11 protein-coding genes are annotated in these 12,849 nt (G+C 68.3%); 5 read left to right on the plus strand and 6 right to left on the minus strand.

Annotation, left to right across the window (positions count from 1 at the left end; genetic code table 11):
- Positions 1-19 precede the first annotated feature (19 nt).
- A complete protein-coding gene (locus ON31_RS00215) occupies positions 20-1,339 on the minus strand; it encodes a thiolase family protein (protein ID WP_051036564.1) in 1,320 nt (439 codons plus the stop codon).
- Positions 1,340-1,692: 353 nt separating this feature from the next.
- Between ON31_RS00215 and sdhC the strand changes: the two genes are divergently transcribed.
- From sdhC to ON31_RS00230, 3 genes are read left to right on the plus strand one after another with little or no spacing between them, the layout of a single operon-like run.
- Positions 1,693-2,526: a succinate dehydrogenase subunit SdhC gene (gene sdhC / locus ON31_RS00220; RefSeq protein ID WP_039807974.1), complete on the plus strand. Its 834-nt coding sequence runs from the start codon at positions 1,693-1,695 to the stop codon at positions 2,524-2,526.
- Positions 2,527-2,556: 30 nt separating this feature from the next.
- On the plus strand, positions 2,557-4,485 hold the full coding sequence (locus ON31_RS00225) for a fumarate reductase/succinate dehydrogenase flavoprotein subunit (RefSeq protein WP_039807977.1): 1,929 nt from the start codon (positions 2,557-2,559) through the stop codon (positions 4,483-4,485).
- 2 nt (positions 4,486-4,487) lie between these two features.
- On the plus strand, positions 4,488-5,237 hold the full coding sequence (locus ON31_RS00230; protein WP_029932395.1) for a succinate dehydrogenase/fumarate reductase iron-sulfur subunit: 750 nt from the start codon (positions 4,488-4,490) through the stop codon (positions 5,235-5,237).
- A gap of 413 nt (positions 5,238-5,650) precedes the next feature.
- Here the strand turns inward: ON31_RS00230 and ON31_RS00240 are convergent, their stop codons facing one another.
- Both ON31_RS00240 and ON31_RS00245 read right to left on the minus strand, forming a co-directional pair.
- Positions 5,651-5,854 (minus strand): DUF397 domain-containing protein, encoded by a 204-nt coding sequence (locus tag ON31_RS00240; RefSeq protein ID WP_039807980.1) that lies wholly within the window; start codon positions 5,852-5,854, stop codon positions 5,651-5,653.
- The gene (locus ON31_RS00245; RefSeq protein WP_039807983.1) at positions 5,851-6,753 is read right to left on the minus strand and encodes a helix-turn-helix domain-containing protein; all 903 of its coding nucleotides are present in this window, start codon (positions 6,751-6,753) and stop codon (positions 5,851-5,853) included. The genes ON31_RS00240 and ON31_RS00245 overlap by 4 nt, the downstream gene beginning before the upstream one ends.
- A 476-nt stretch (positions 6,754-7,229) precedes the next feature.
- On the opposite strand from ON31_RS00245, the gene ON31_RS00250 reads away from it, so the two are divergent.
- Both ON31_RS00250 and ON31_RS00255 read left to right on the plus strand, forming a co-directional pair.
- Positions 7,230-7,433 carry a hypothetical protein gene (locus ON31_RS00250; protein ID WP_029932399.1) on the plus strand — a complete coding sequence of 68 codons (204 nt, stop codon included), beginning with the start codon at positions 7,230-7,232 and terminating at the stop codon, positions 7,431-7,433.
- Positions 7,414-7,614: a hypothetical protein gene (locus ON31_RS00255; RefSeq protein WP_039807986.1), complete on the plus strand. Its 201-nt coding sequence runs from the start codon at positions 7,414-7,416 to the stop codon at positions 7,612-7,614. Before ON31_RS00250 ends, ON31_RS00255 begins: the two co-directional genes overlap by 20 nt.
- Positions 7,615-7,854: 240 nt before the next feature.
- On the opposite strand, the gene ON31_RS00260 is transcribed toward ON31_RS00255, so the two are convergent.
- The 3 genes from ON31_RS00260 to ON31_RS00270 form a co-directional block, all read right to left on the minus strand.
- Positions 7,855-8,787: a DNA-3-methyladenine glycosylase family protein gene (locus ON31_RS00260; protein ID WP_039808339.1), complete on the minus strand. Its 933-nt coding sequence runs from the start codon at positions 8,785-8,787 to the stop codon at positions 7,855-7,857.
- A 340-nt stretch (positions 8,788-9,127) separates the two neighbouring features.
- The gene (locus ON31_RS00265; RefSeq protein WP_039807989.1) at positions 9,128-9,784 is read right to left on the minus strand and encodes an MBL fold metallo-hydrolase; all 657 of its coding nucleotides are present in this window, start codon (positions 9,782-9,784) and stop codon (positions 9,128-9,130) included.
- A 244-nt stretch (positions 9,785-10,028) separates the two neighbouring features.
- Positions 10,029-12,788 carry an FAD-binding and (Fe-S)-binding domain-containing protein gene (locus ON31_RS00270; RefSeq protein WP_039807991.1) on the minus strand — a complete coding sequence of 920 codons (2,760 nt, stop codon included), beginning with the start codon at positions 12,786-12,788 and terminating at the stop codon, positions 10,029-10,031.
- Between the last annotated feature and the right edge of the window lie 61 nt (positions 12,789-12,849).

Genomic DNA, 12,849 nt, shown 5'->3' on the forward strand with positions numbered 1-12,849 from the left:
AACGGGGGTGCGGGGCCGGTCAGGCGCGGTGGCGGCCGGAGCGGCGGGAGCGGGAACCGTGGAAGCGCGCGCCACGCGGGGTGGGTGCGATGGGACGGGAGTGCGGGGTTTCGAACAGCACGGCCAGGGATTGCGAAGTGCCGGAAGCGGTTACGGCAAGACCACGGCCGCCCTGGCGGCGGGACAGCTCGTGGAGCAGGGTGGTGACCATGCGCAGTCCAGCCGCGCCGCCCGGATCACCGAGGGCGATGGCGCCGCCGTGGACATTGAGGCGGGTGTCCTCGGGATCCCAGTCGCCCCACAGGTGTTCGAGAGCCAGGATTTCGACGGCATCGGATTCGTCCGCCTCGACCAGGTCCAGATCGCCGAGTTCGAAACCGTTGCGGGACAGCACCTTCGCGGCGGCCGCGGCGGAAGCGGGAAGCGGATCGGCCGGATCCACGGCGGCGTTCACCCAGCCGACCAGATAGCCCAGGGGTTCCAGGTCGAGATCGGCCAGCCGCTCCTCGGCCACCACCAGACAGGCGGCAGCGGCGAAGGTGCGGGCACTGCTGTTGGCGGTGGTGGTGATCCCGCCGGGCAGCAGCGGCAGCAGAGTGGAGAAGGCACGTGGCGACACGTCGTCGCGCAACCCCTCGTCCCGGTCCATCAACTGGACCACGTCCGAATTCATGTCGTCGGGATCGGCGCACACCACCACCGGCGCGGTCTCGGTCCCGAACACGCCCTGGCGGCGTGCCTTCGCCGCCCGCCGATGGCTCGCCGCCGCCACCTCGTCGGCCTGCACCCGGGTGAACCCGTAATGCGCCGCGAGACGCTCGACCCGCTCCAGGGCCGCCCGGGCCGCGCCCTCGGCCCGAGCCGCCGACGGACCGTCAGCGCCGGACCGCACGGAGATCCGTGGCGGCACACCGGATTCGCCGTTGCCGCGACGCACGAAGCCCGCCGGGTACGCCGGGGGTTGTCCCGGATCCGACCCGCCGGGAACGGTCCCCGTTCGGGGATACTCCGCCCCGACTGCGAGGACCACGTCGGCAGTGCCGGTCTGCACCATCATGGCGGCGGTGATGAGGGCGTGCAGCCCACCGCCCGGTCCCGCGCCGATCGGGAAATGTCCGATGGCGGGCGGGATTCCAGCCAGGTCGGCGGCCAGGCGGGCGGGTTCGGGAGTGGGGATGGCGGTGACCAGGTGCTCGATGCGCTCGGGTTCGATGCCGGAGCGGCCCAGGACCGCGGACAGCGCCGTCGCGATCAGGCGGTGCGGAGCCACGGCGCCCAGCGCTCCGCCGGGCAGGCCGACCGGTGTGCGCATGGGCATGACGATGGCGGCTCTCCTCATGGTCCGGCTCCTTCCCCCGGATGTCGATCTCGCAGGACAGGGCATCACAGACTTGTTGCTGCCGTGTGACGCCCAGTGGACCGAATTTCCAGAATCAAGTTTTGTTTCAGTGCACGATTCGGTGAATCTCACTGGGCTCGTGCCTGGTTCGTGAGGGTTGCGGTCTGTTCACCGCCGCAGCTCACCCCCGACTCGCCGGGGAAATGTGGCGCAAATCACGGGTTTGCGGGCGGGTCCGAATTCCCGGGACAGTGCTCGAGTGATAGCGCACCTGTCGTAAGGTGCTGGGCATCACATTCGATGCCGGAGGTAACGATGACGTTCCACGGGGTAGAGCAGCGAGGCATCCAGCAGTGAGCGCCGCACCGACGAGCGCCCCGGAGTCGGGCGCCACCGGAGTATTCAGCAAGAGCCGTGCAGCTATTGCGAGCCGCACCCTCCGCACCGACCGTTGGTGGCTACCGCCACTGATCACGGTGCTCGGCCTGGGCACATTCGTCGTCTACGCGACCATCAGGTCGTTTGTGCGCGAGGCGTACTGGGTCGACGAGTACCGCTATCTGACACCGTTCTACTCACCGTGCGTGAGCGATTCCTGTGTCGCGGGCTCCGCGCACTTCGGGACGCCGGTGGGCGAGCTGCCGATGTGGATTCCGCTCGGCTTCCTGGTGCTGCCGCTGCTGCTGGGCTTCCGGCTCACCTGCTACTACTACCGCAAGGCCTATTACCGGTCGGTGTGGCTGTCGCCGCCCGCCTGCGCCGTCGCCGAACCGCACGCCAAGTACACCGGCGAGACCCGGCTGCCGCTCATCATCCAGAACTCGCACCGCTACTTCTTCTACGCGGCGCTGGTGGTGACCCTCATCAACACCTATGACGCGCTCTACGCGCTGACGAACTCCGATGGCAGCTTCGGGCTGGGTCTGGGCAATCTGGTCCTGCTGGTCAATGTGGTGATGCTGTGGGCGTACACACTGTCGTGCCACTCCTGCCGCCACGCCACCGGCGGACGGCTCAAGAACTTCTCCAGCAATCCGGTGCGGTACCGGCTGTGGACCCAGGTCTCCCGGCTCAACACCCGGCACATGCAGTTCGCCTGGATCACGCTCGGCACGCTGATGCTGACCGATTTCTACGTCATGTTGGTCGCGAGCGGGACCATCAGCGACCTCCGGTTCATCAACTGATCATCCCCATCGTCAGGAGTATTCGGTCCTATGCCTGAAGTCGAACGGCACAAATACGACGTCGTCGTGATCGGTGCCGGTGGCGCCGGACTGCGCGCGGTCATCGAGGCGCGCGAACACGGACTCTCGGTGGCGGTGGTGTGCAAATCGCTGTTCGGCAAGGCGCACACCGTCATGGCCGAGGGCGGATGCGCCGCCGCCATGGGCAATGCCAATGAGAAGGACAGTTGGCAGACCCATTTCAAGGACACCATGCGCGGCGGCAAGTTCCTCAACAACTGGCGGATGGCCGAACTGCACGCGCAGGAGGCCCCGGACCGGGTGTGGGAACTGGAGACCTACGGCGCGCTGTTCGACCGCACCAAGGACGGCCGGATCTCGCAACGCAACTTCGGTGGGCACACCTACCCCCGGCTCGCGCACGTCGGCGACCGCACCGGGCTCGAGCTCATCCGCACCATGCAGCAGAAGATCGTCTCGCTGCAACAGGAGGATTTCGCGGAGACCGGCGACTACGAGGCGCGTATCAAGATCTTCCAGGAGTGCACGGTCACCGAACTGCTCAAGGACGGCGACCGCATCTCCGGCGCGTTCGGCTACTGGCGCGAGTCGGGCCGGTTCATCCTCTTCGAAACCCCGGCGGTGGTGCTGGCCACCGGCGGTATCGGCAAGTCGTACAAGGTGACCTCGAACTCCTGGGAGTACACCGGCGACGGCCACGCGCTCGCGCTGCGCGCCGGGGCCACGCTCATCAATATGGAGTTCCTGCAGTTCCATCCGACCGGCATGGTCTGGCCGCCCAGTGTGAAGGGCATCCTCGTCACCGAGGGCGTGCGCGGTGACGGCGGCGTGCTCAAGAACTCCGAGGGCAAGCGGTTCATGTTCGAGTACATCCCCTCGGTGTTCAAGGGGCAGTACGCGGAGTCGGAGGAGGAGGCCGACCAGTGGCTGAAGGACAACGACTCCGCCCGGCGCACACCGGATCTGCTGCCGCGTGACGAGGTGGCGCGCGCCATCAACGAGGAGGTGAAGGCGGGCCGGGGTACCCCGCACGGCGGTGTGTACCTGGATATCGCCTCGCGCCTGCCCGCCGCCGAGATCGTGAAGCGGCTGCCGTCCATGCACCACCAGTTCAAGGAGCTGGCGGATGTGGACATCACGAAGGAGCCGATGGAGGTCGGGCCGACCTGCCACTACGTCATGGGCGGCATCGAGGTGAATCCGGATACCGGCGCGGCGACCGTCCCCGGATTGTTCGCGGCCGGTGAGTGTTCCGGCGGGATGCACGGCTCCAACCGGCTCGGCGGCAACTCGCTGTCGGATCTGCTGGTCTTCGGTCGCCGCGCGGGCCTGGGCGCGGCCACCTACGTGGAGGGGCTGAGCGAGCGTCCCGCCATCGCGGACGCCGATATCGCCGCGGCCGCGAAAGCCGCACTGCAGCCGTTCGATCCGCCGACCACCGGGCCGGGGGAGAACCCGTACACGCTGCACACCGATATGCAGCAGACCATGAACGATCTGGTCGGCATCATCCGCAAGGAGCATGAGCTGAAGCAGGCCGTCGAGAAGCTCTCCGAACTGCGGGACCGCTTCGACGACGTGACCGTGGAGGGGCACCGGCAGTTCAATCCGGGCTGGCACCTGGCCATCGATCTGCGAAATATGTTGCTGGTCAGCGAATGTGTGGCGCAGGCGGCGCTGCTGCGCACCGAGAGCCGGGGCGGGCACACCCGCGACGATCACCCCGGCATGGATCCGGTGTGGCGCAACAAGCTGCTGGTGTGCCGGGTCGATCCGGACGAGGTGGGCTTCACGGTGCCGTCGGTGACGGTGACGCCGGAGGAACAGCCGCCCATGCGCGCCGACCTGCTCGCGCTGTTCGACCTGCAGGAACTCGAGAAGTACTACAGCCCAACCGAACTCGCGGCTCATCCCGCGTCCGGGAAAGGGGATGCCTAGCCATGGGGTACGAGGCGAAATTCAAGGTCTGGCGCGGCGACACCGAGGGCGGTGAACTGCAGGATTTCACCGTGGAGGTGAACGAGGGCGAGGTGGTGCTCGACATCATCCACCGCCTGCAGGCCACCCAGGCTCCCGATCTGGCGGTGCGGTGGAACTGCAAGGCGGGCAAGTGCGGTTCCTGCTCGGCCGAGGTGAACGGGCGGCCGCGGCTGCTGTGCATGACCCGCATGTCGACGTTCACCCAGGACGAGGTGGTGACGGTGACGCCCATGCGCACCTTCCCCGTGATCCGGGACCTGGTCACCGATGTGTCGTACAACTACACGAAGGCGCGCGAAATCCCGTCCTTCACGCCGCCCGCGGATCTGAAACCGGGTGAGTATCGGATGCGGCAGCAGGATGTGGAGCGGTCGCAGGAATTCCGCAAGTGCATCGAATGCTTCCTCTGCCAGAACACCTGCCACGTGGTGCGCGATCACGAGGAGAACAAGGTCTCCTTCGCCGGCCCGCGGTATCTGATGCGCATCGCCGAACTGGAAATGCATCCGCTGGACGTGGCGGATCGCCGGGAACTCGCCCAGGACGAGGCCGGGCTCGGTTACTGCAATATCACCAAGTGCTGCACCGAGGTGTGCCCGGAGCACATCAAGATCACGGACAACGCTTTGATCCCGCTGAAGGAGCGGGTGGTGGACCACAAGTACGATCCACTGGTCTGGCTGGGCAACAAGCTCTTTCGCCGCAAGTAGACGCCGCCTCCGGCCCGCTTTTGGCTGGAATCCACCCGTGATTCCAGCCAAAACCACGTCGGAACGGCATCGGGGTGGTCACAGCATCTCCACCACGCCGACGGCGACCGCCGCCACCAATACACCGACCGCCAGCGCGGGTACCAATGCGCCGGTCAGTACGAATATGCCTACCGCCGATACCGCGAAGAGCATTCCAACGATCAGACGTTCGACCCAATCGTCCGGGAGCAATTTGCGGTACCGGGGCGGATGAGAATTCCTGAGCCCTCGGTCCACGCATATTGGATTACCCGTACTTAGCGCGGGCAAACATACTGCCGTTGCCGAACGGGTGCACAATCGTGATCTTCCCGGGGATGGGAGGGAACGCCCGGCGGCGGGCAGGTGGGGTACGCCCGCCGCCGGGGTCGTCAGGCGTCGAACGCGCCCTCGGTGATCTCCGTGGTGAAGCTCGACCAGTCGCCGCCCGCGAAGATCAGGGCGGGGCCGTCCGGATTCTTACTGTCGCGGACGCCGACCCGGTCGTCCGGCAGGAACGCCACCTCCACGCATTCCTTGCCCGCGCCGCTGCGACTGCTCTTGAACCAGTGCGCCCCGGCCAGATCCATAGTCATGCCGAAAACTCCTTCGCCACCTGCCGCAGCAGGTTCCTACTGGTTTGGATGTCCGACGCGCAGCGCTCCAGACAATCCAGTGCCCTGCTGTAGCGCTGCACGTCGCCTTGTCGTTCCAGATACAGATCCCCGGTGAAGCCCTCGACATAGACCACCGGCGGCTCCACCGGCTGCCCTCTGCCGTCGGTTCCGAACTCGAGAATCACGAACGGGCCGGTGGAAAGTCCCAGCGGGACACCGGCGCTGAAGGGCAGGATGCGCAGCGCGACATTGTCACGGGTGCTCAGCTCCGCCAGGTGCCGCACCTGCGCCGCCATCACCTTGGCACTTCCCACCAACCGGTGCAATACCGATTCGTGCAACACCATTGCGACGCTGGCCGGATGGTGACGGCGGGTGATCAGGGCCTGGCGCTGCATCCGCAACTGCACGCGCCGCTCCAGCTCCGCCTCGGAGTCGTCCGGGTATCCGAGCCGGTTGAGGGCGCGCGCGTAGTCGGCGGTTTGCAGCAGTCCGGGTACCAGTTCGGACTGGTAGCAGGAAAGCTGCTGCGCGGATGCCTCCAAACCCACGTAGACGTCGAAATTCTCCGGGATGAGGTCGCCGTAGGAATGCCACCAGCTTTTCACCGCGGCCTGCTGGGCCAAACCCTTGAGCCCCTCGGCGATCTCGTCGGGGATGCCGTAGATACGGCACAGCTCCTGGATATCGATGGTGCGAATGCGATCGGCATTACCCTTCTCGAGGCGCTGCAGGGTGCTGGCGCCCCACTCCATGAGTTTGGCGGCCTCCGCGATGGTCAATCCTGCCTGGGTGCGCCAATCCCGCAGATAGCGGCCGAGCTGACGGCGCGGCAGCGTCGAGGCGGTGCTCGGGGAATTCGCGGGACCAACTGACACAGCGCGCTCCGTTCTCGAGTATTCACGCGCGGGCGGTCACCAAAACGCTGAAAGTCTTGCAGCACACCGGCTCCCGCCCGGTACGCAGATCGGTGTTCATCGACAGCATGGCAGGGGGGCTTCGTCCACTATGGACAATCCTGCTCTCCCGAGCGGATTCGCTGCTGGGAATTCGCGCGTTTTTCCGTGGGAATCTGTGAAATCACTACGCCGAATGTCTGCTCATGGTGTGCTGAGAATGTGCCCGGGGCGGACAGCACCTCGGCCCCTACCTTGACTGAAACCTCCGGGCACGCTCCACAACTCGCACGCAGGGACAGGATTCACACGCAGGAACGAGGAGTTATGGCTGAACGCGTCACCCCCCGTCGTATCCGCAGTCGTATCCACACCGCCCGTCTGGCAAACGGGTGGACAACCTGGGATTGTCACCCTCCGACGCCACACCGCACGGTGTGCGCGGCGGGAGTGGCGTAATGCAGCTGACCTCCTTGAACATGCATGTCGCCGGACTCATGCGGTGCCGGACCGACCCCGGCATCATGACCGTCGACCAGGCGCACGCGGCCATGCAGATGCACCTGGACTGCACGGTGGACACCTGTCGGGTGCGGCGGCGGGCCCGCGCCACCCTCGTCGACGAGGGGCGGTGTGTTCTCGATGAGCGCGCCCTGCCGTAGCCGCACCGCCGCGCGCGGACCGGATCTGCTCGACCGCGCCACCCACCGGCTGGTGTGGTTGCTGGTCGATATTCGGCGGGCCCTGCTCGCCGCACCGACCCGGCAGCCACCCGGACCCGCCCGCGGGACGTGGCAGGCCGGACCGGGCACGTCTGGGGAAGGCGCCCGGCACCGCCGGTAGATCCGGTGAGATTCCGACATCGCGACGGGCGTTGATCACCCCCGGTCACACCCGCGCGAAGGTCGGCGTCGGGTCCGGGGCGGCCGTCACACCGCCGAACGGCCGCCTCGGGCCCGACTTTCAGCGCCGCACCGACAGCGCGGTCGCGACACCACCGCTTCGCCGTGATGTCGGCGGTGGCGCGGGCGGTCTGGCATGCGCGGCGGCCTGCGCCGTCGGTTCGAGACGTGCTCCTTGAAGTCAGATGCGGCTGTGGTCGGTGTACGGGGTGCGGGGGCCGAATTTGGGCTTGTGGGCGAAACCCGCCAACTCCAGGAGGCGCACCGCGCGATAGCGGTGGGGGCGCAGCGGTTCCATGTACTCGACCATGGCGTCGTCGTCGATCGGGCGGCCGAGCAGGGTCCAGCCCACGGTCGCGGCCAGGTGGAAGTCACCCACGGACAGGGCGTCCGCGTCGCCGAAGGCGCGCTGGGCGATTTCGGCGGCGGTCCAGACGCCGATGCCCGGCACGGTGCACAGCAGTCGCGCGGCGGCCGCGTGGTCCAGGTCCGCCGCCCGCTCCAGCTTCGCGGCCATTCGAGCCGCCAGCACAATGGTTTTCGAGCGCTGTGGTCCGACGTTGGCGCGGTGGTAGACCCAGGACGGGATATGACGCCAGGTCTCGGCGTCCGGCATCAGGCGCAGACCGTCCGGGGCAGGTCCCGGAGCGGGAGTCCCGTAGCGCCACACCAGCTTCCGCCAGGACTGATGCGCGGTGACCGTATGCACCTTCTGCTCCAGCACCGCCGGGACCAGCGCCTCGAACACCCGGCCGGTGCGCAGCATGCGCAGGCCGGGGTTGCGCCGCAGCGCCTCGGCGATCTTGGGGTGCGCCGGGGCGAAACCGCTCAGGTCCTCGTCCAGGCACAGCATCCCGGGCAGCCGTTCCAGGAACTCCTCCGCACCCGGCCCCCAGGCACCGGCGTCGACCCCGTGCCGGTCGGCCTGGCGCAGCCGATACGTCACCGGCCCGCTGGGCAGCCGCGAGGCATGCCAGTGCGCGCCGTCGCGGGTGATGCGGTAGCAGGGGTCACCGGGACCGCGCCGCAGCGGGAGGACGGTATCGGCCAGATCGATCGGACGATCGGAACGCACGGTCCGCGTTCGCGCGGTCTCCGTCGTCGCTGAGGTCACCGCGCCATTCTGCGCTATCGCGCGGACGGTACGGACCGGTATCCCGCCACCGGGTGAGCCGCGCCACCGCCGCTGCGCCGACACCACGCGTATACCTGGCAGCACACACCCGCTGCGGGCCACGGCACGGCATGCGGAGGAGACCGGCATGTGCCGCTCGTAGAGCACCATGCTGGCCAGACCGATCGCGGCGAACCGCGATAGCAGCGGCCCGGCCGGATCACCCCGACCGGAAACCGGCAACCACCGAGGTCGGATCCACCGGTAATCCGCCAGTCCCGTTTCTCGCGCGGGTCGGCTCGCGGCCGAGTGTCGTGCCCGAGACAGGCACGTTCGATGTTCAGAGCATGGCGGATTCGTCGGTCCGGAGGCGCTCGTAACGGCCGCCTCCTGCCAAGAGCGGGCCGAGTCGGTCGGTCAGCGCACGGCCGCCTTCGTTGAGGTCACCGTCGTGGATCGGGATGACGACTCGCGGCTGTAAGGCGGCGGCGTAATCGATGGCGTCGGCGATTCGCATCCAGGGTCCGCTGATGGGCAGGAAGAGGACGTCGATCTCCGGGCTGTTCACGAGGTGCGGGAAGGCGTCGCCGGGATGGAGGATCCGGTGATCGATCAGATAGGCGACATTCGGGGAATCCGGCAGTGTGTGGTGAATCGTCGCATGGTCGCCGACAATCGGCTGGATCGTCAATTCTGCTGCCGCGAAGGGGGTTTCGTCGGATACGATCGCGATCTGATCGGCGGGGGCGCCGGCTCGACTCAGTCGTTGTGCGGCCGCTTCGGGTGCCCAGGCTCGACTCGCCGGGTTCGCCGCCAGCGCCGCGACAACGCGCTCGACGTCGACGTGATCGTCATGGTCGTGCGTGATCAGGAACGCGGCGACCCGCTCGAACGCGATGGCTGGGGCGAGAGTTCCGGGATCGAGAACGATTGCCGCGTCGTTCGTTTCCAGCCTGATCGTCGAGTGCCCGAGCGAGGTGATCTCCAAAGGGGTCATACGGCTCCTGTCCGGGTTCCTCCTCCGCCGAATCCTAGACGCGCCGCCGCGTCGCCCACTCTATCCCCGCACCTTCGCGTGTCGAGCTGGTCGTCGCTGTCCGCAACCACGACAGCGAGCACACCCCCTACAAGTAGGACATGGCCACCCTGAACGAGCAGGCCAACCGATCTGATCACCGAGCCGAAGCAACACCGTGGCCGCGCCCCAGGAGCCGCGATAACTCACGGTGGAACGGTGCGGCTCAGGTGTCCCGCAGGAATTGGGCGAGGTGTTGGGCCGGGCGTCCGGCCAGTTGGTGGGCCTGGGTGCGGCAGGAGAAGCCGTCGGCCAGGAAGACGGCGTCGGGGCCCGCCGCGCGCAGGGCGGGCAGCAGGTTGTTCTCGGCGATCGCGACCGAGAGGTCGTAGTGGCCGCGCTGCATGCCGAAGTTGCCGGCGAGGCCGCAGCAACCGGCGATCGGGACCACCGTCGCGCCGGTGCGGGCGAGGACCTCGCGGTCGGCGGCGAAGCCCATGATCGCGTGCTGGTGGCAGTGCGGCTGCACCACCACCGTGGTGGCGGCGCGATCGGGTGGCCGCCACCGCGGCTGCTCCAGCAGGAATTCGGCCAGGGTCCGCACCGCCGCCGCCACCCGGGCCGAGCGCTCGTCGCCGGGCAGCAGGCGGGGCAGGTCGTCGCGCAGGGCGGCGGTGCAGGACGGTTCCAGCCCGATCACCAGGCCACCGGCGCGCACATGGTCGGCGAGGGCGTCCACGGTGGCGCGCAGCCGAGTGCGCGCGCCGTCCAGCTGTCCGGTGCTGATCCAGGTCAGGCCGCAGCACACCCGGCGCTCGGGAATCCGCACCCGGTAGCCCAGTGATTCGATGAGGTCCACTGCGGCCGAGGCGATATCGGGGTCGAAGCCGTCGGTGAAGGTGTCCACCCACAGCATCACCTCCGGGCCGACGGCCGTGCTGCCGGTCCAACCGCGACGGAAACTCTTGTGCGCCAGTGCGGGCACCGGTCGACGTGGATCCATTCCGGCCGCGCGCAAGCCGATTCGGCGCAGCGGGCCGATCTTCGCGAGGGCGTTGACCGGCCGGGCCAGACGCGAGGCAGCCGCCAGCCACCCCGGCAGCCGCCCGAGCGAGTAGTGGTCGAGCGGGCGGCGTCGCCCCCGATAGCGGCGGTGCAGGGCCTCGGACTTGTAGGTCGCGATATCCACACCGGCCGGGCAGTCCGCATGACACGCCTTGCAGGACAGGCAGAGATCGAGGGATTCCGCCACCGCGTCCGAGCGCCAGTCGAGCGCGCCGCGCGCCACCTCCTGGAGTACGCGGGCACGGCCGCGGGTGCTGTCCTTCTCGTCGGCGGTGGCCAGATAGGAGGGGCACATGAAGCCGCCGGTTGCGCGGGTATCGGCACGGCATTTGCCGACGCCCACGCAGCGGTGCACCGCGGTGCCGATCTCGCCGTCACCGGGATAGGCGAAGCCGCCGGCGGCGGACACCGGCCGCAACCCGGCCAGTCGAAGATCGGTGTCGATCGGGCGCGGATCGACCAGCACCCCGGGGTTGAGCACATCATCCGGATCGAACAGCGCCTTGAATCCGGCGAAGGCGGCCAAGGCGGCGGGGGAGTACATGCGCGCCAACAGTTCCGAGCGGGCACGACCGTCCCCGTGCTCGCCCGACAGTGAACCGCCGAACTTCACCACCTGATCGGCGGCATCCTCCAGGAAGGACCGGAAGCGTTGCGGTGCATCGGCGATCGGCAGATCCAGGCGCACATGGATACAGCCGTCGCCGAAGTGACCGTAGAGTAGGCCGTCCAGGCCGTGATCGCGGGTGAGGGCCTGGAATTCGCGCAGATACGCGCCCAGACGCTCGGGCGGGACGGCGGCGTCCTCCCAACCGGGCCAGGCCGGAGTGCCGTCGGGGGTGCGACCGGCCAGCCCGGCACCGTCGGCGCGAATCCGCCAGAGTGCCTGGGCCACAGCGATATCGGTGACGATTCGGGAATCGAGCGCATGGGCGGTGCGGCACAGCCGTTCGGCTGTTGCCCGCACCTGATCGGGGCTGTCGCCGCCGAACTCCACGAACAGCCAGCCGCCGCCGCGCGGGAGCTCCGGCACCGTGCCGCGATGCGCTCGCACCGTGTCGACCAGGCGAGCGTCCAGACCCTCCACCGCGATGGGCGCATCCGCCATGACGGCGGCGATATCGTCCGCGGCGGTGGGCATATCGGGATAGCCGAGCACGACCAGCACGGTGGCGGCCGGGATGGGCACGAGACCGACGGTCGCCTCCAGGAGCAGGCCACAGGTGCCCTCGGTGCCGACGAAAGCCTTGGCGATCGACGAACCGCGTTCCGGGAGCAGGTGTTCCAGCGAATAGCCCGATGCCTGCCGATCGAAGCGTCCCAGTTCGGTGCGGATGAGGGCCAGGTTCGCGCGAGTGAATTCGGGCAGCCCCGGTACCGCGGCCGGATCGTCGGCGAGGGTGCGCTCGACGCCGGTACCGTCGAGAATGCGAAGCTCTCGCACCGTATCCGAGGTGCGCCCCCAGGCCACGGCGCGCGGGCCGCAGGCATTGTTGCCGATCATGCCGCCCAGCGTGCAGCGGTTCTGCGTGGACGGGTCCGGTCCGAAGCGCAGGCCGTGCGCGGCCGCCGCGCGCTGCAGGGTGGACAGCACCACCCCCGGCTGCACCCGGGCCAGTGCGCGTTCGGCGTCCACCTCCAGGATCGCGTGCATATGCCTGCTGAAATCCAGCACGATCCCGGGCCCGATCGCATTGCCCGCCACCGAGGTTCCGCCCCCGCGCGCGGTCACCGGCAAACCCTCCACCAGTGCGAAGGCCAGGGTGGATTCCACATCCGCGACGGTGCGCGGGAAAACGACCGCTCGGGGCGGCACCCGGTAGTTCGAGGCGTCGGAGGAATACTCGGCACGCCGCCGCGGCGAGGCGTCCACCTCGCCCGCGATCCGGCCCCGCAGCGCCCGCTCCAGCGAATCGGTCACGCTGTCAGCCTAGGCGTCCGGCCGCAGCGAAGGTGTCCACCGGCGGGGAGCCGCACGAGAT

This window comes from Nocardia otitidiscaviarum NBRC 14405 (assembly GCF_000308635.1).
Classification (GTDB): domain Bacteria; phylum Actinomycetota; class Actinomycetes; order Mycobacteriales; family Mycobacteriaceae; genus Nocardia; species Nocardia otitidiscaviarum.